Here is an 18,708-nt window from a genome sequence, read left to right on the forward strand (position 1 = left end):
TTAAATATTGAAGTATTAAAGAACTTCGCTTACCAATTCTTTTAAAACCTCGAACTTGTTTGTCTGTGTTTGGTTTACTAATTTACCATCTACAAAAGTTGCAAAAGTTGGTAAATTACTTACATCTGCTAACTTTCTACTTTCAGTAAACTTTTCTGCATCTGCAATTACAAACGTCGTATTTTCATTTTCTGTTGCCAATTTTTTAAACTTTGGCTTCATAATTCTACAGTTACCACACCAAGTTGCAGAATATTGTACAATTACTGTTTTATTTTCGTTTACAATTTCTTGTAAATTATCTGAAGTTAATTCTTGAACCATAACCCTATTTTTTTGATTAGAACAATGTGAAACAATTTGTTATTAAAACAAACTGCTTCACAGTAGTTCTTAATAATTTTTAATTATTAGTTTTTTGCTAAATAAGCTGCTGTTCCTTTTGCATCTGGAGACATTGCTTCTTTACCTTCTTCCCAGTTTGCAGGACATACTTCTCCGTGAGATTGTACGTGTGCATAAGCATCAATTAAACGTAAAAATTCATTTACATTTCTACCAACTGGCATGTGATTGATTCCTTCATGAAATACAGTACCTTCTTCATCAATTAAATACGTAGCTCTGTAAGTTACGTTATCTCCTTCTACCTGAACTGTTTGTGTAGCTTCGTCAAACGTTTCGTTTGTAATATCTAAGATACCTAAAACAGAAGATAAGTTTCTGTTGCTATCTGCTAAAATTGGGTATGTTACACCTTCTATACCTCCATTATCTTTAGAAGTACTTAACCATGCAAAGTGAACTTCTGGAGTATCACAAGAAGCACCAATTACAATCGTATTTCTTTTTTCGAATTCTGCTAAAGCTGCCTGAAAAGCGTGTAATTCTGTAGGACACACAAATGTAAAATCTTTTGGATACCAGAACAATAAGACTTTCTTTTTGTTGTTTACTGCTTCTTCTAATACATTTAATTTAAATGTATCACCCATTTCATTCATTGCGTCTACATTTAAATCTGGGAATTTTTTACCTACTGCTGTTGCCATTTTTATTATTTTAAAATTGATTAATATTTTTTCTAATACAAATATAATTTTGTTCTTAAGTTTAAATGAAAAAAGTTGATGTAAACTTTTTATATTTACATCAACTTTATTTATAGTTAAGCTAAATTAAAATAGATTTATACTATTTACTTACAAATAACTTTACATCTTTTTCAGAAACTTGATTTTCACCTAATATAATTAAACGTTCAATTACATTTCTTAATTCTCTAATATTACCGGTCCAATCGTATGCTTTTAATAAGGTAATCGCTTGTTCAGAAAACGTTTTATCTGCAACACCTTGCTCTTTTGTAATTTTACTTGCAAAATGTTCTATTAACAAAGGTATGTCTTCTCTTCGATCATTTAATGCAGGAACTTTTATTAAGATTACAGCCAATCTATGGTATAAATCTTCTCGAAACCTTCCTTCTTTAATTTCTAATTGAAGATCTTTATTGGTAGCTGCAACAACTCTTACATTTACCTTTATATCTTTATCAGAACCTACTCTAGATATTTTGCTTTCTTGCAACGCTCGTAAAACTTTTGCTTGAGCAGAAAGACTCATGTCCCCTATTTCATCTAAAAAAATAGTTCCTCCGTTTGCAGCTTCAAACTTACCAGCTCTATCTTTATTTGCACCTGTAAAAGAACCTTTTACATGACCAAAAAGTTCGCTTTCTATTAATTCTGATGGGATTGCTGCACAATTTACCTCTATCATTGGTGCTTTAGAGCGCTCAGATTTTTCATGCAACCAATGTGCAACCAACTCTTTACCACTACCGTTAGGCCCAGTAATTAAAACCCTTGCATCTGTAGCGGCAACTTTTTCTATAATTTGTTTGATGTAAGAAATAGCATCACTATCACCAATCATTTCGTAATTTTTACTTACTTTTTTCTTCAAGCGCTTATTCTCTACCAATAGCGTTTTTGTATCCAAAGCATTTCTAACAGTATTTAAAAGTCGGTTTAAATCTGGTGGTTTAGAAATATAATCAAAAGCACCTAAACGCATAGTATTAACAGCAGTATCAAGATCTCCATGACCAGAAATCATTACAAAAGGAATCTCGGGCTTTATCTTTTTTGCTTTTTCTAAGACCTCAACACCATCCATTTTAGGCATTTTTATATCACAAAGTACTAAATCATAATCGTTGTTTTTTATCATTTCGATGCCCAACAAACCGTCTTCTGCTTCTTCAACTTTATACGTTTCATTTTCTTCAGAAATAATTTTAATTAAAACCCTTCTTATCGCTGCTTCGTCTTCTATGATTAATATTTTAGACATCTTTATTTATTTTTATCAATGATATGAATATCTCTTTGAGGGAAAGGAATGCTAACTTTATACTCTCTGAATAACTCATCTATTCGAAAACGAATATCACTCTGAGTAAAACGTACTTCAAAACTATTATTGATGGTAAATACTAATTTAAAATTTAAAGAACTATCACCAAAATCGGTAAACAATACATTTGGCGGCTGCTCTTCTGACACCTTTGGATGTTCTGTAGCTGCTTGCAATAAAAGTTTTTTTACCAATTGAACATCACTACCATAAGCAACACCAACGGTAACATTTTCGCGAGTATCAATTCCGTTTTCTGTCCAATTATACAAACTATTGGTTAAGTACAAATGATTGGGTATTACCAATACTTTATTATCTACTGTTACTGCTCTGGTAGTTCTTAATTTTATTTCTACTACTCTACCCACTTTACCTTCTAACTCAATAATATCGCCTACATGTACAGATTGATCTACTAATATAAACATGCCCGATATAATATCTTGAAATAAAGTTTGCAAAGCCAAACCAACACCAATTAACAGTGCTGCAGAAGCTGCAAAAATTGCAGTTACATTTACACCTGCAGAGCTTAAGGTTGATAAAAATATAATTAAATACACCAACCATTTAAAATAACTAAAAACCGATACAAACTTTGCTTTATCTCCTTCAGGTAATTTTCGAGTTACTAATTTTCGGGTTACTTTTAAAGCTATAGAGGTTGCAAAAAGTGCAATTATTACTACTATAATTGTTTTAACTTCTATATTTACTTGATCACTAAAAACAAATTTGTAATTTAAAAAATTCTTTATTTCTTCCATCTTATTGTTTATTATCCTTTAAATTTTAACCATTTCCATAAATCTTTGTAAGTCGGTTTTTTACCATACATTAAGATACCAATTCTATAAATTTTGGCAGCAAACCAAACCATAAATACAAAAGTTACCAATAACAATGCCATAGAAATAACTAATTCATACCAAGAGACCCCAAATGGCACTCTCATTAGCATAACTATTGGGCTTGTAAACGGAATGTGTGAAAATAGAACAGCTATAGAACCATGCGGATCATTAATAACCGTAGCAAAACCAACATAAACTCCCAAAATTAAAGGTGCAATAATTGGAAACATAAATTGCTGGGTATCTGTTTCATTATCTACAGCAGCTCCAATAGCTGCAAAAAGAGAACTATACAACATAAAACCTCCTAAGAAATAAAAAACAAACAGTACAAATATTTTTAAAATTGGTAGTTTTAAAATTTCTAAAACCAGCAATTGTCCTTTATTACCTTCTGTAGCCTGTTTTACTGTTTCTAGCTGGTCTGTTGGTATTTTAGCAGATTGCATTTCTACAACATCAACACCAAAAAAAGAGGATGCAACTGTAGTTACCAACAAAAGAATAGCGCCCCATATAAAAAATTGTAGTAAGCCCGCAGAGGCGTTTCCTAAAATTTTACCCAACATTAATTGAAATGGTTTTACAGAAGATACAATAATCTCTATTATTCTGCTGGTTTTCTCTTCGATGACACTTCTCATCACAGAAGTACCATAAATCATAACAAACATCATTAATAAATACCCTGCAATTGCACCAACACCAATTTTTAAACCGTTGATTAATTTTGATGATTGTTCCCCAGAAAAATTAAACATCTTAATTTCTGTTTTAATTTTAGAGGCTTTTATTTTTGATAAATCAAACCCAAAATTGGTTAACTTTTCATTTCTAATTTTGCTTTCAATTTTATTTTCTAAAGAACTCATTACCGACATACCTGGCGATTCTTTTGAATAAAACTCTATCGATGTTGCTAAAATTTCTAAACTATCTTGTTTCGGAATAAGTAACGCTCCGTAATAATCTCCATCTTCTACTTTTTTCTTAGTTTCTGTAACCCCTAATGCTGTAAAATCTTTATAATGAATTGTTTTTGTGTTCTTAAAATCATCTTCAGAAAACAACCCAGAATTGTCTACATAAACTATGTTTTTAACTTTCTCATCATTTTTTTGCATCAAAAAATAAACCAATGCACCCATACCTACCATTAATAACGGACTTAAAAAAGTCATCATTATAAATGATTTATTTCGAACCTTTGCGATAAACTCTCGCTGTATAATTAGTCTTAACTTACTCATTTGTTAGCTATTTTTTTGTATTGCTTGAATAAAAATATCGTTAGCGCTAGGTATTAATTCAACAAAATGCTGTACTTCTCCGTTGCTGGTTAAAAATGATAATAAATCATTAGCAGAATTACCTGCGGTTAACTTTACGTTTAATGTTAAGCTATCATTTAACAATTTAAAATTTGCAGGTTGTACCTCAAAATTTTCTTTCAAATTAGACAAAACCTCTGTTTGATTTTTAGTATGCAAACCTACTTGAAAAGTATGTGTTTTAAACTGACGCTTAATATCATCTAACTTGCCATCTAAGATCTTGTTCGATTTATCTATCAATGCAATTTCATCGCACATTTCTTCTACAGACTCCATTCTGTGCGTAGAAAAAATAATGGTAGCACCTTGCTCTCTTAATTGTAAGATTTCTTTAGCAATTAATTGGGCATTAATAGGATCGAACCCAGAAAAAGGCTCATCAAAAATTAATAATTTAGGGTTGTGCATGACCGTAACAATAAACTGTACTTTTTGCGCCATTCCTTTAGACAATTCTTCTATTTTCTTGTCCCACCAAGCAGCAATATCAAATTTTTCGAACCAGTACTTCAAACGCTTTTTAGCCTCAGACTTACTTAAACCTTTTAATTGTGCTAAATACAAAGCTTGCTCGCCTACTTTCATCGATTTATACAAACCTCTTTCTTCTGGCAGGTAGCCAATTTGTTCTATATGATGTGGTGCTAAAACTTCTCCATCTAAAAAAACACTGCCTGTATCTGGCATTGTTATCTGATTGATGATTCTTATTAACGACGTTTTACCTGCACCATTTGGCCCCAACAATCCATAAACAGATCCTTTTGGGATATTTAATGACACGTTATTTAAAGCAGTAAAATCTCCGTATTTTTTAGTAACGTTTTTTATTTCTAATAAGTTATTCATAGTAATTAATTCCTTTTAAAAAAAAAGCTATTGCAAGAACAAACTTAAAGCTTTTATAAAACAATCTGCTTAAAAGAATTATTAATAAATCAAAATTTTGTTAAATTTACTATGCACGCATAATTTTTTTACAATTTACTATGCGTGCATAATAAAATTTTATATATTTGATGCAATGAAGAAAAATAAATCTATAGATCATCAATTAAGAGCTACATGGCAAGCAGTTGCAAAAATGTATAATGAGGTAGCGCTTACTCAAAATAGCACAATGGCAACAGGTTTTGTGTTATTAAATATAGACAAAGAAAACGGCACACCTTCTACGGCATTGGGGCCTTTAATGGGAATGGAACCTACAAGTTTATCTCGCATTTTAAAAACAATGGAAGATAAAGGAGCTATTTGTAGAGAAAAAAACCCCGAAGATGGTAGAAGTGTTATTATAAAGTTAACAGACTATGGCAAAAAAATGAGAGAAGTCTCTAGAGGGCACGTTATTCAGTTTAACGAAACAATTGTAAACAGTGTTTCTGAAAAAGAACTAGCAGGTTTTTTTAAAGTAACTGATACAATTAATAAACTAATAGCTGAAAAAGAAATTTTTGCAGAAATTAAAAACAAAGAAGCAGCATTTAAATAATATAAAAAAATGACTAGAAGAATAAAAAAAATAGCCATTATTGGTTCAGGAATTATGGGAAGCGGCATTGCTTGTCATTTTGCAAATATTGGCGTAGAAGTTCTTTTATTAGATATTATTCCTAGAGAATTAACTGATAAAGAAAAAGCAAAAGGACTTACATTAGAAGACAAAATTGTTAGAAACAGACTGGTTAATGATGCCTTAACAGCATCTTTAAAGTCGAAACCGTCTCCTATTTATAATCAAAAATTTGCAAGTAGAATTACTACAGGTAATTTAGAAGATGATATTGCAAAAGTTGCCGATGTAGATTGGATAATGGAGGTTGTAGTTGAAAGACTTGACATTAAAAAACTCGTTTTCGAAAAATTAGAAAAATATAGAACTCCGGGCACCATTATTTCTTCAAATACTTCTGGTATCCCTATTAAATTTATGAATGAAGGACGAAGTGAAGACTTTCAGCAGCATTTTGCAGTTACTCACTTTTTTAATCCACCTAGATATTTAAAATTATTCGAGGTAGTTCCGGGTCCTAATTGTAAGCCAGAAGTTACTGATTTCTTAATGTCTTACGGAGAAAAATTTTTAGGAAAAACGTCGGTACTAGCAAAAGACACTCCTGCTTTTATTGGGAATAGAATTGGAATATTCGGAATTCAATCTTTATTTCATCAAGTAAAAGAATTGGGTTTAACTGTTGAGGAAGTAGACAAATTAACCGGACCTGTTATTGGACGCCCAAAATCTGCCACCTTTAGAACTGTAGATGTGGTTGGTTTAGATACCTTGGTGCATGTTGCCAATGGTATTTATGAAAACTGCCCTAATGATGAGGCGCATGATTTGTTTAAATTACCAGACTTTATCAATACCATGATGGAAAACAAATGGTTGGGTAGTAAAACAGGTCAAGGATTTTATAAAAAATCTGTAAATGCAAACGGACAAAAAGAAATTCTAACTTTAGATTTAGACACCTTAGAATATCGTGCCTCTAAAAAAGCAAAATTTGCAACCTTAGAATTGACCAAAACAATTGACAAACCAATTGATCGTTTTAAAATTTTAGTTGGTGGTAAAGACAAAGCTGGTGAGTTTTACAGAAAAAACTTCGCTGCCATGTTTGGATATGTTCAGCATAGAATTCCAGAAATTTCTGATGAATTGTATAAAATAGATGATGCCATGAAAGCTGGTTTTGGCTGGGAAAATGGTCCTTTTGAAATTTGGGATGCAGTTGGTATTGAAAAAGGAATTGAAATTATGAAAGCCGAAGGCGCAACACCTGCTGATTGGGTAACAGAAATGTTAGCCGCTGGGGGTACTTCTTTTTACACTGTAAAAGAAGGCGCTACTTATTATTATGACATTCCTTCTAAAAAACAAGTAAAAAAACCAGGACAAGACGGATTTATCATACTTGATAACATCAGAAAATCGAATGAAGTATTTAAAAACGCTGGGGTTGTTATTGAAGATATCGGAGACGGAATTCTAAACCTAGAATTTCAATCTAAAATGAATACCATTGGTGGTGATGTTTTGGCAGGTATTAATAAAGCAATCGATTTGGCTGAAAAAAATTACCAAGGACTTGTAGTAGGAAATCAGGCTGCTAACTTTTCTGTTGGTGCTAATATCGGTATGATTTTTATGATGGCTGTAGAGCAAGAATATGATGAGTTGAATTATGCCATTAAATACTTTCAAGATACCATGATGCGCATGCGCTACTCTTCTATCCCAACTATTTCTGCACCTCACGGTATGGCTTTAGGTGGTGGTTGTGAAATTTCTTTGCATGCAGACAAAGTAGTTGCCGCAGCAGAAACATATATGGGGCTGGTAGAATTTGGTGTTGGTGTTATTCCTGGTGGTGGTGGCTCTAAAGAAATGGCGCTACGTGCATCAGATTCTTTTAGAAAAGGAGATGTTGAATTAAATATTTTACAAGAACACTTTTTAACCATTGGTATGGCAAAAGTTTCTACTTCTGGGTATGAAGCCTTCGATTTAGGATTGCTTCAAAAAGGAAAAGATGTAATTGTTGTTAATAAAGACAGACAAATTGCAACTGCAAAAGCACATGCTAAATTAATGGCAGAAAGTGGTTATACGCAACCTGCAAAACGAACAGATGTAAAAGTTTTAGGAAAACAAGCTTTAGGAATGTTTTTAGTAGGCACAGACTCTATGGAACACTCTAAATACATTTCTGAACATGATAAAAAAATAGCGAACAAGTTGGCTTATGTAATGGCAGGTGGAGATTTATCTGAACCTACTTTGGTTTCTGAACAGTACCTTTTGGATATTGAAAGAGAAGCGTTTTTAAGTCTTTGTACAGAGCGTAAAACATTAGAAAGAATACAAGCGATGTTAAAAACTGGGAAACCATTGAGGAATTAAGTAGTTAGTATAAGGTACTAAGACTTATCATCTTTGTGAAAATGAAATTTTGTACTTAGTTCTTAATACCAATGAACAATCTTAATACTTGATACTAAAATGTAAATACTTTTAAAAATTATGCACAGATTCGAAGAGTTGAAAATATGGCAAAAAGCAATGAGTATAACTGAAAAATGTTATCAAGCTTCTAAAAATTTTCCAAAAGAGGAAAAATATGGATTGACATCTCAACTAAGAAGAAGTGCAGTTTCCATACCTTCTAATATTTCTGAAGGAGCTGGAAGAAATACAAATGGAGAATTTAAGCAGTTTTTAGGGATTGCAAATGGTTCTTCTTATGAATTATTAACTCAATTATATTTATCAAAAAGATTAAATCTAATTACTGAAGAAACTGTAAGACCTATTATTAATGAGATACTTGAAGTTACGAGAATGAATTTCTCTCTTCAAAAATCACTGACCAAGTCTTAATTCTTTATACTAAAATCTTAATACTATTATGAACAAACAAGCTTACATCGTAAAAGCATATAGAACTGCAGTAGCAAAAGCTCCAAAAGGTGTTTTTCGCTTTAAACGTGCAGACGAATTAGGGGCAGAAACCATTCAGCATATGATGAAGGAATTGCCAAATTTAGATGTAAAACGAATAGACGACGTAATTGTTGGAAACGCAATGCCAGAAGGATCACAAGGCCTAAACATGGCACGTTTTATTTCTTTAATTGGTTTAAATTCTGTGGATGTACCAGGGGTAACTGTCAACAGGTTTTGCTCTTCTGGGTTAGAAACCATCGCAATGGCTGCCGCTAAAATTAATGCAGGCATGGCAAGTTGTATTATTGCAGGTGGTGCAGAAAGCATGAGCTCGGTTCCGATGACTGGTTTTAAACCAGAATTAAATTATAAAACCATTAAAGATGGGCATGCTGATTATTATTGGGGAATGGGAAATACCGCAGAAGCAGTTGCGAATCAATTTAAAATTTCTAGAGAAGACCAAGATGAATTTGCCTTTAATTCTCATATGAAAGCATTAAAGGCGCAAGCAGAAAACCGTTTTCAAGATCAGATTGTTCCTATAAATGTTGAAGAAACCTATTTGGATGAAAATGGTAAAAAAGCCATAAGAAAATATACAGTAACAAAAGACGAAGGTCCAAGAGCAGGCACTTCTACTGCAGTATTAAATAAACTAAGACCGGTATTTGCTGCAAACGGAAGCGTAACTGCTGGTAACTCATCTCAAATGAGTGATGGCGCAGCTTTTGTAATGGTTATGAGTGAAGAAATGGTGAAAGAATTAAACATAGAACCTATTGCAAGAGTTGTAAATTATGCTGCTGCTGGTGTAGAACCAAGAATTATGGGAATTGGCCCTGTTGCGGCAATTCCTAAAGTATTAAAACAAGCAGGATTGCAACAAAAAGATATTGAATTGATTGAGTTGAATGAAGCATTTGCATCACAATCTTTGGCGGTTATGAGAGAGTTGAACTTAAATCAAGAAATTGTAAATGTGAATGGTGGTGCCATTGCATTAGGGCACCCTTTAGGTTGTACAGGTGCAAAATTATCTGTGCAATTGTTTGATGAAATGCGCAAAAGATCTATGAATAACAAATACGGAATGGTTACCATGTGTGTAGGAACAGGCCAGGGTGCAGCAGGTGTATTTGAATTTTTAAAATAAGAACATAGACAAAAGAAACAAGAAGCAAGACATTTTTTGTGAATTACTTCAAAACAAATAAAATTAAAAATGAATTCAAGATTTCTGTCTAAACTAAAAACTTATAAGTCTAGACTCTAACTTCTTGATTCTTAAATCAAAAAAACAACATGGAAACATCAAAAAAAGAACTATTAAGAGGAGGGCAATTCCTTGTGAAGGAAACAAATTGTGAAGACGTTTTTACTCCGGAAGATTTTACAGAAGAGCAAACAATGATGAAAGAAGCGGTGATGGAATTTAATGACCGTGAAATCATACCTCATAAAACACGTTTTGAAGCAAAAGATTATGCGCTAACAGAAGAAGTAATGCGCAAAGCCGGAGAATTAGGTTTCTTAGGTGTTGCAGTGCCTGAGGCCTACGATGGTTTGGGAATGGGATTTGTATCTACAGTTTTAACTTGCGATTACATTTCTTCTGGAACAGGATCTTTTAGTACTGCTTTTGGTGCACATACTGGTATTGGTACTATGCCAATTACGTTGTATGGTACAGATGCACAAAAACAAAAATACGTTCCAAAATTAGCTACTGGCGAGTGGTTTGGCGCGTATTGTTTAACAGAACCCGGTGCTGGTTCTGATGCAAATTCTGGAAAAACAACTGCAGCACTTTCTGCAGATGGTAAAAGCTACAAAATTAACGGGCAAAAAATGTGGATTTCTAACGCAGGTTTTTGTAAACTCATGATTGTATTTGCCAGAATTGAAGACGACAAAAATATCACTGGTTTTATTGTTGAATATGACAAAGACAATACAAACGGAATTACCTTAGGTGAAGAAGAACACAAGTTAGGAATTAGAGCTTCTTCTACCAGACAAGTGTTTTTTAATGACACATTAGTGCCTGCAGAAAACATGTTGGCTGGAAGAGGTGAAGGATTTAAAATTGCCATGAACGCCTTAAATGTTGGTAGAATTAAATTAGCAGCAGCTTGTTTAGACTCTCAAAGAAGAATTGTAACCCATGCTGTAAAATATGCAAATGAGCGTAGACAGTTTAAAACTCCTATTGCAGATTTTGGCGCCATTAAAGTAAAATTAGCAGAAATGGCAACAAATTCTTATGTTGGCGAGTCTGCAACCTATAGAGCATCCAAAGACATCGAAGATAGAATTGCTTTAAGAGTTGCCGCTGGTAACACACACCAAGAAGCAGAACTTAAAGGCGTAGAAGAATATGCCATAGAATGCTCTATTTTAAAAGTTGCAGTTTCTGAAGATGTACAAAATTGTGCAGATGAAGGAATTCAAATTTTTGGTGGAATGGGCTTTTCTGAAGAAACACCTATGGAATCTTCATGGAGAGACGCAAGAATTGCAAGAATTTATGAAGGTACCAACGAAATTAACAGAATGCTTTCTGTGGGTATGTTGATTAAAAAAGCAATGAAAGGACATGTAGATTTATTAGGTCCTGCAACTGCAGTTGCAAATGACTTAATGGGAATTCCTTCTTTTGATACTCCAGATTTTTCTGAATTGTTTTCTGAAGAGAAACTAATGATCGAAAAAATGAAAAAAACATTTTTAATGGTTGCTGGTGCTGCACTTCAAAAATATGGACCAGAAATTGAAGAACATCAACAATTATTATTAGCTGCTTCAGATATTTTAATTGAAATTTATATGGCAGAATCGGCTATTTTAAGAACCGAAAAAAATGCCAAACGTTTTGGTAAAGAAACACAAGCTGTACAAATAGCGATGTCTAAATTATATTTATACAATGCGGTAGATATTATTGAAAAGAAAGGTAAAGAAAGTATTATTTCTTTTGCTGAAGGTGACGAGCAGCGTATGATGTTGGTAGGTTTAAAAAGATTTACAAAATATGTAAACTATCCTGATATTGTAGATTTACGTAATGAAATTGCAGAAAAAGTGAAAGCAGAAAATAAATACTGTTTTTAAGAAATTGTATTATTTGCAATCATTTTTTAAGTACTTAAAATTTTAAAATTAATTTTTAATAGTTAGTTGTTTTTTTAGAGACACTCTTTACGGAGTGTCTTTTTTTTTACCTTACATAAAGATATATTTCTATAAAAATAAAAAACAAGAAAATTTAAGCATAGTATATTTAATATCAGTAGTTTTGCACGCAATTTGAAAACATTAAAATGAAACGAATAAAAGAATATAAAAAACTTTTTAAAATAGAAGGTGCTATCGATTTAAAGGAATTGAAAAAATCTTATAGAAATCTAGTAAAAGAATGGCATCCAGATAAGTTTACAGACGAAGCTAAAAAAGAAGAAGCAGATTTAATGAGTACTCAAATTATTGATGGATATCATTTTTTAGTGAGCATTGCACCAGAAACTAAAGAGGCAAACTTAGAAGCTTATAAAAAGACAATTACCGAATTTCAAGTGGCAGATTGGCATCATAAAAGTATGTTGTTAGAGGTAACATTTACAGATGGCAACAAGTACGAATATTTTGGTGTAAGTAAAATTTTGTTTGGAAAATTTATCAACGCTAAATCGATGAACAACTTTGGAAAAAGAAATATTTTTAATTCTTTTCTATACCGAAAATCAATGAAGGCCTCTGTAAATGCTTAATTTATAGATTGTATATAGACAGAAAACTTTTATTAAAATAATCTTCTAAAATATTCTTGATTCAAAATTTTTAAAAAGAAATTTAACAAGAACTGACAGTTTAGAGAGCAAATAAAAAGAGATTACTATTCAGTAATCTCTTTTTATTTTATAAGAAATGCAATTGTATTGCCTATTCTAATGAACCTAAATAGCGTTCTGCATCTAAAGCAGCCATACAACCTGTACCAGCAGCAGTTACTGCTTGCCTATACTCTTTATCTTGTATATCTCCAGCAGCAAAAACGCCAGGTAAATTTGTTTTAGTTGTTTTTCCTTTGGTAATTAAATACCCTGTTTCATCCATATCAAGAATACCTTTAAACAGATCTGAATTAGGTGTATGTCCAATCGCAATAAACACACCTGTTACCGGTATTGTATGAGTCTGCTTTGTTTGGTTGTTAATAGCTCTAACACCCTCTACAACAGTTTCACCTAAAACCTCATCTATTTCTGTATTGTATAAAACTTCAATATTTTTAGTTTTGTTAACTCTATGTTGCATCGCTTTAGAAGCTCTCATAAAGTCTTTACGAACCAAAACAGTTACTTTATTACAAATATTTGCTAAATATGTTGCTTCTTCTGCAGCAGTATCTCCTGCACCAACAACCACAACATCTTGTCCTTTATAAAAGAAACCATCACAAGTTGCACATGCAGATACACCACCGCCCATCAAGCGTTTTTCACTTTCTAAACCTAAATATTTAGCAGTTGCACCTGTAGAGATAATAATAGTCTCTGCTTCTATATGTTTGTTTTCGTCTACAATTACTTTATGAATACCACCAACTTGATTGCTTAAATCTACACTTGTTACCAATCCAAAACGCACCTCTGTACCAAAACGTTCTGCTTGATGTTTTAAATCTTCCATCATTGCAGTTCCATCAGTTCCATCTTTATAACCCGGAAAATTATCAACTTCAGTAGTAGTTGTTAATTGACCGCCCATTTGCATACCTGTATACATTACTGGCTTCATATCTGCTCTGGCAGCATAAATTGCAGCTGTATAACCTGCAGGTCCAGAACCTATAATTAAGCATTTTATTTTTTCTATTGTGTTTGACATAATCTTATCTATCGAAATTTATGCGGTAAAAATATAGTTTTTTAGTACTTCTAAGAACATATGTTTATAAGTTTTAATAATGAGAAAATAAGAAAACATAATTCTTAATATACTTGCAATAATAACTTTTAAATTAATTGTTTTTTTACAAAAACAATGTATATTTGCCGTCCATTAAATGAGCAATCATTTACTCGGGGTGTAGCGTAGCCCGGTCATCGCGCCTCGTTTGGGACGAGGAGGTCGCAGGTTCGAATCCTGCCACCCCGACTAAAAAGCCAAAATCTATAGATTTTGGCTTTTTTATTTTATACCAAAACTTCTTTTCTAAAAGTATTTTACTGTTTATTCTCTATAATCTGATAGAAAAAAATACTCACTACTTATAAAACTAATAATTATGAATGAGTTTTATAAGAAAGATCAAATAATTATCAGAAAAACAACTCTTATAAAATTTATTAAAAGTGAATCTTTAGTTAAATAATTTGCAAAAAAAAAGCGTCCCATTTAAGGGAAGCTTTCCATTGGTTAACAAAACCACGACGCTTTTACAAAAGCGCCAAAACAACACAACTATTGCTGCCCTAACAAAAAGCAGCCGGCAAATATACGAAGTTTTTAAATAAGCGCAAATAAACTTAGTGTTTTTTATTTTATTCTCAATTGTCTATTCATTCAATTGATTGTATCTTTGTAAGCTTTAACAAACACCAGAAAACTTATACATTAAATGCAATTATCAGAACAAGAAGTTGTACGTAGAGAAAAACTAGTAAAACTCCGTGCTTTAGGCATCAATCCTTACCCTGCAGATTTATTTCCAATCGACTCGAATTCAAAAGAAATTAAAGAAAAATTTACCGAAGACAAAAAAGTTGTTATTGCAGGAAGATTAATGGCTATTAATATTCAAGGAAAAGCTTCATTTGCTCAATTACAAGACGGACAAGGAAGAATACAATTGTATTTTAATAGAGATGAAATATGTTCTGGCGAAGACAAATCATTATACAATGATGTTTTTAAAAAATTACTAGATTTAGGTGATTTTATTGGTATTACCGGTACTCTTTTTACAACTCAAGTAGGAGAGAAAACAGTAATGGTTAAAGAGTTTAAAATGCTTTCTAAAGCATTAAAACCCTTACCAATGCCAAAGGTTAAAGACGGCATTACTTATGATGCTTTTACAGATCCAGAACTACGTTACAGACAACGTTATGCCGATTTGGTTGTTAATCCGCATGTGAAAGAGGTGTTTATTAAACGTACCAAATTATTTAATGCTATGCGTTCTTTTTTTAACGATGCTGGCTATTTTGAAGTAGAAACACCTGTTTTACAACCAATACCAGGTGGCGCTGCAGCAAGACCTTTTATAACACATCATAATTCATTAGACATTCCTTTATATATGAGGATTGCCAACGAATTGTATTTAAAAAGATTAATTGTTGGTGGTTTTGATGGAGTTTATGAGTTTTCTAAAAACTTTAGAAATGAAGGGATGGATAGAACTCACAACCCAGAATTTACAGCCATGGAAATCTATGTATCTTACAAAGATTATAACTGGATGATGGATTTTGCAGAACAATTACTCGAGCATTGTGCAATTGCGGTTAACGGAACTTCGAAAGCAACCTTTGGAGAACATGAAATAGATTTTAAGGCTCCGTATGCAAGAGTTACAATGGCAGATTCTATAAAGCATTTTACTGGTTTTGATATTTCGGGTAAAACTGAGGATGAAATTAGAGCTGCTGCAAAATCGATGAATATTGCTGTTGATGAAACAATGGGGAAAGGAAAACTGATTGATGAAATTTTTGGCGAGAAATGTGAAGGAAACTACATTCAGCCTACATTTATTACAGATTACCCTAAAGAAATGAGTCCGCTTTGTAAAGAACATCGAGATAACCCAGAGCTTACAGAACGTTTCGAACTAATGGTTTGTGGTAAAGAAATTGCCAATGCATATTCTGAATTAAACGATCCAATTGACCAAAGAGAACGTTTTGAACATCAATTAAAATTAGCCCAAAAAGGAGATGACGAAGCTACCGAATTTATTGATGAAGATTTTTTACGTTCGTTAGAATACGGAATGCCTCCTACTTCTGGTATGGGAATTGGTATGGATCGATTAATCATGTTCTTAACCAATAACCAATCGATACAAGAAGTATTATTTTTCCCTCAAATGAGACCAGAAAAAAAAGCGCCTTCTATTGAATTAAATGACGAAGAAAAAGCGGTTTTAGCCATTGTAACTAAAGCAGAGAAAATAGATTTAAACGTTTTAAAAACACAATCTGGCTTGTCTAATAAAAAATGGGATAAAACCATTAAAGGACTTACTAAAAAAGAAGTAGCAAAAGTTACTAAAACAGAAGATGGTCTTTTTGTAGAAAGCGTTTAACACAATTTAAAAAACACAAAAAAAAGGAATTACTTACATGTAATTCCTTTTTTTATGACTTATATTTTTAGTTTAATTTGCAAATACTACATGCTGAAATGTAGGTGGATGCTCTGTGATGTTCCCAGCTCCTTTTTTATTAATCTTAAATGTAAGATCTTTTTGAGTCGTAAATAAAAGCACCGTTAAAAAAGGATTTTTTAAATTATCTTTTAAAATTTCGAAAGATTTATTTAAAGTAAATTCTTCTTCTACATCTTCCATTTCTGTGGGTCTGTAACTGTACTTTACTAAAACCTTATTTTTTTCTAGTGAAGAAATTGGTCTTATAAAAATATTTTTCAATTCTAACTTACCAATTGTTTTTGCCATGGTCAGTTTCGCAAAACTGCCATCTTCTAAACTTTCTTTTACTTGTTCCCAAAACAGAACAAATGCTTCTTCGTAAGGCATATTTTTTTAAATTTTATAGATTAAAAATTAATTAGCCTTTAAACTTCATCGCTAGGTGTACAACTTTTTTGGTTTCATAGAAATCTTCATCAAAATAAGTTGTTAAATCGTATAAAGTAGCAGAAGTGTATAGTTTTAATTCTTCAGACAAATCGCCACCTTTTAAATATAGAATTCCGTTTTTAAGATCATGATTTTGTTTTTTAGAAATTCTACCACGCGTCCAACCAACAAAAGTCTCCATTTGCGCCACAGCTCTACTTACAATAAAATCATACGTATCTTTCACCTCTTCTACTCTACCATTAGTAGTTTTAACGTTTTCTAAGCCTAAACCTGCTACAACTTCGTCTACAACTTTTATTTTTTTTCCAATAGAATCTACCAAATGAAACTGTGTTTCAGGAAAAAGAATAGCAAGCGGTATGCCTGGAAAACCACCACCAGTACCTACATCTAAAATTTTACTTCCTGGTTTAAATGAGATTACTTTAGCAATTGCCAGAGAGTGCAAAACGTGCCTTAAATAAAGTTCGTCAATATCTTTTCTAGAAACCACATTAATTTTAAGATTCCAATCTTCATATAATTCTTGAAGTTTAGAAAATTGATTGAGTTGGTTTTCTGATAAATTTTTAAAATACTTTTTTATAATTTCCATTAAAATATGTTTCTAGTGCAAAAATAGTTATAGTTAATAAACAATTAGCAACAAAAACTGACGTTTATCATATAAAGCAATTACAAAAACATTATTTTTGTAAATTAACATTAATATACTGAATGAAAACAATCAATTTCTCCCGAGTAGATAAGGCAAAATTTTTTAGAACCCTAAATAAAAGAGTCAACTCATATTTTAAAGAAAACAATATAAATAGAACCGGAAACTGGAAATTACACTTAAAAGCAATTGTAATGTTTTCATTATTTTTAATTCCATTTATTTTAATACTTACCGTTTCTATGCCGCAATGGGTTATGGTATTGCTCATGGTTTTAACAGGTATTGGTATGGCTGGCGTTGGTATGAATGTGATGCATGATGCCAATCATGAGTCTTTTTCTAAAAGAAAATGGGTAAATAAATTGATGGGAAGTAGTATTTATATTCTTGCTGGTAATGTTTATAACTGGAAAGTACAACACAATGTATTGCACCATACTTTTACAAATATTAAAGACCACGATGAAGATATAGACGCTGGAAGAATTATTCGTTTTTCTTTACACTCTAAGTGGTTAAAAATTCATAAACTTCAAAAATATTACTCTATATTCTTGTATGGTTTATTAACTATTAATTGGGCAATTACTACAGATATTAAACAAATGCACCGTTATTTAAAACGTAAATTATCGTATGGTAAATTTCCAAATCCGGCTACAGAATGGACAAAATTAGTGGTTTCTAAAGTTATCTATTATGCCCTTTGGATTGTTTTACCTCTTTTAATTTTAGACATTTCTTGGTGGAAAGTTTTAGCAGGTTTCTTTATCATGCATTACACTGCTGGTATGATTTTAAGCTTGGTTTTTCAACTTGCACATATTGTCCCAAATACAACAATGCCTGTCCCAGACAAAGAAGGAAATTTAGAACATACTTGGGCAGTCCATCAATTATACACCACCTCTAACTTTGCCCCTAGTAACTGGTTGGTAAACTTTTATACTGGCGGATTAAATCATCAAGTTGAACATCATATTTTTCCACATATTTCTCATGTTCATTACAATAAATTAGCTAAAATTGTAAAAGAAACGGCCAATGAATTTAATTTGCCTTACAACGAATATAAAACCATGACAAAAGCAGTTGTAGAGCATTTTAGACATTTAGGAGTTTTAGGAAAAAAACCAGAATTAGCATAA

At 32.0% G+C, this 18,708-nt stretch carries 17 protein-coding genes and 1 tRNA gene; 9 read left to right on the plus strand and 9 right to left on the minus strand.

From position 1 onward, the window contains the following. Window positions 1-15: 15 nt before the first annotated feature. The 6 genes from Q0678_RS07850 to Q0678_RS07875 all read right to left on the minus strand — a co-directional run bounded on the left by Q0678_RS07850 (window position 16) and on the right by Q0678_RS07875 (window position 5,461). Window positions 16-324, minus strand: coding sequence for a co-chaperone YbbN (locus tag Q0678_RS07850; RefSeq protein ID WP_299056278.1), 309 nt, complete (start codon window positions 322-324; stop codon window positions 16-18). Between the two features lie 86 nt (window positions 325-410). Next, on the minus strand, window positions 411-1,052 hold the full coding sequence (locus tag Q0678_RS07855; RefSeq protein ID WP_299056281.1) for a peroxiredoxin: 642 nt from the start codon (window positions 1,050-1,052) through the stop codon (window positions 411-413). A gap of 142 nt (window positions 1,053-1,194) precedes the next feature. Next, window positions 1,195-2,358 carry a sigma-54 dependent transcriptional regulator gene (locus Q0678_RS07860; protein ID WP_299056284.1) on the minus strand — a complete coding sequence of 388 codons (1,164 nt, stop codon included), beginning with the start codon at window positions 2,356-2,358 and terminating at the stop codon, window positions 1,195-1,197. 2 nt (window positions 2,359-2,360) lie between these two features. Further along, the gene (locus tag Q0678_RS07865) at window positions 2,361-3,191 is read right to left on the minus strand and encodes a mechanosensitive ion channel domain-containing protein (RefSeq protein WP_299056287.1); all 831 of its coding nucleotides are present in this window, start codon (window positions 3,189-3,191) and stop codon (window positions 2,361-2,363) included. Window positions 3,192-3,202: 11 nt separating this feature from the next. Beyond that, on the minus strand, window positions 3,203-4,528 hold the full coding sequence (locus Q0678_RS07870) for an ABC transporter permease (RefSeq protein ID WP_299056290.1): 1,326 nt from the start codon (window positions 4,526-4,528) through the stop codon (window positions 3,203-3,205). A gap of 3 nt (window positions 4,529-4,531) precedes the next feature. Then, the gene (locus Q0678_RS07875; protein ID WP_299056292.1) at window positions 4,532-5,461 is read right to left on the minus strand and encodes an ABC transporter ATP-binding protein; all 930 of its coding nucleotides are present in this window, start codon (window positions 5,459-5,461) and stop codon (window positions 4,532-4,534) included. Window positions 5,462-5,636: 175 nt separating this feature from the next. On the opposite strand from Q0678_RS07875, the gene Q0678_RS07880 reads away from it, so the two are divergent. From Q0678_RS07880 to Q0678_RS07905, 6 genes are all read left to right on the plus strand, one after another. After that, window positions 5,637-6,104, plus strand: coding sequence for a MarR family transcriptional regulator (locus tag Q0678_RS07880; RefSeq protein ID WP_299056296.1), 468 nt, complete (start codon window positions 5,637-5,639; stop codon window positions 6,102-6,104). 9 nt (window positions 6,105-6,113) lie between these two features. Beyond that, window positions 6,114-8,519: a 3-hydroxyacyl-CoA dehydrogenase/enoyl-CoA hydratase family protein gene (locus Q0678_RS07885; protein WP_299056299.1), complete on the plus strand. Its 2,406-nt coding sequence runs from the start codon at window positions 6,114-6,116 to the stop codon at window positions 8,517-8,519. A gap of 120 nt (window positions 8,520-8,639) precedes the next feature. Beyond that, window positions 8,640-8,996, plus strand: a complete 357-nt coding sequence (locus Q0678_RS07890; protein WP_299056302.1) for a four helix bundle protein — start codon at window positions 8,640-8,642, stop codon at window positions 8,994-8,996. 28 nt (window positions 8,997-9,024) lie between these two features. Beyond that, complete coding sequence (locus tag Q0678_RS07895; protein WP_299056304.1) at window positions 9,025-10,218, plus strand: acetyl-CoA C-acyltransferase; 1,194 nt, start codon at window positions 9,025-9,027, stop codon at window positions 10,216-10,218. Between the two features lie 149 nt (window positions 10,219-10,367). Then, window positions 10,368-12,176 carry an acyl-CoA dehydrogenase family protein gene (locus Q0678_RS07900; RefSeq protein WP_299056306.1) on the plus strand — a complete coding sequence of 603 codons (1,809 nt, stop codon included), beginning with the start codon at window positions 10,368-10,370 and terminating at the stop codon, window positions 12,174-12,176. Between the two features lie 209 nt (window positions 12,177-12,385). Continuing rightward, window positions 12,386-12,832: a KTSC domain-containing protein gene (locus tag Q0678_RS07905; RefSeq protein ID WP_299056309.1), complete on the plus strand. Its 447-nt coding sequence runs from the start codon at window positions 12,386-12,388 to the stop codon at window positions 12,830-12,832. 172 nt (window positions 12,833-13,004) lie between these two features. On the opposite strand, the gene trxB is transcribed toward Q0678_RS07905, so the two are convergent. After that, on the minus strand, window positions 13,005-13,952 hold the full coding sequence (trxB, locus tag Q0678_RS07910) for a thioredoxin-disulfide reductase (protein WP_299056312.1): 948 nt from the start codon (window positions 13,950-13,952) through the stop codon (window positions 13,005-13,007). A 195-nt stretch (window positions 13,953-14,147) separates the two neighbouring features. Between trxB and Q0678_RS07915 the strand changes: the two genes are divergently transcribed. Further along, window positions 14,148-14,222, plus strand: a tRNA-Pro gene (locus Q0678_RS07915). 463 nt (window positions 14,223-14,685) lie between these two features. Then, window positions 14,686-16,380 carry a lysine--tRNA ligase gene (gene lysS, locus Q0678_RS07920; RefSeq protein WP_299056314.1) on the plus strand — a complete coding sequence of 565 codons (1,695 nt, stop codon included), beginning with the start codon at window positions 14,686-14,688 and terminating at the stop codon, window positions 16,378-16,380. 72 nt (window positions 16,381-16,452) lie between these two features. On the opposite strand, the gene Q0678_RS07925 is transcribed toward lysS, so the two are convergent. Both Q0678_RS07925 and rsmG read right to left on the minus strand, forming a co-directional pair. Then, window positions 16,453-16,833 carry a hypothetical protein gene (locus tag Q0678_RS07925; RefSeq protein ID WP_299056316.1) on the minus strand — a complete coding sequence of 127 codons (381 nt, stop codon included), beginning with the start codon at window positions 16,831-16,833 and terminating at the stop codon, window positions 16,453-16,455. Window positions 16,834-16,864: 31 nt separating this feature from the next. Further along, the gene (gene rsmG, locus Q0678_RS07930) at window positions 16,865-17,494 is read right to left on the minus strand and encodes a 16S rRNA (guanine(527)-N(7))-methyltransferase RsmG (RefSeq protein WP_299056319.1); all 630 of its coding nucleotides are present in this window, start codon (window positions 17,492-17,494) and stop codon (window positions 16,865-16,867) included. Between the two features lie 122 nt (window positions 17,495-17,616). Between rsmG and Q0678_RS07935 the strand changes: the two genes are divergently transcribed. Continuing rightward, window positions 17,617-18,708 (plus strand): acyl-CoA desaturase, encoded by a 1,092-nt coding sequence (locus Q0678_RS07935; protein WP_299056321.1) that lies wholly within the window; start codon window positions 17,617-17,619, stop codon window positions 18,706-18,708.

The organism is uncultured Polaribacter sp. (assembly GCF_947497125.1).
Taxonomy (GTDB): Bacteria; Bacteroidota; Bacteroidia; order Flavobacteriales; family Flavobacteriaceae; genus Polaribacter.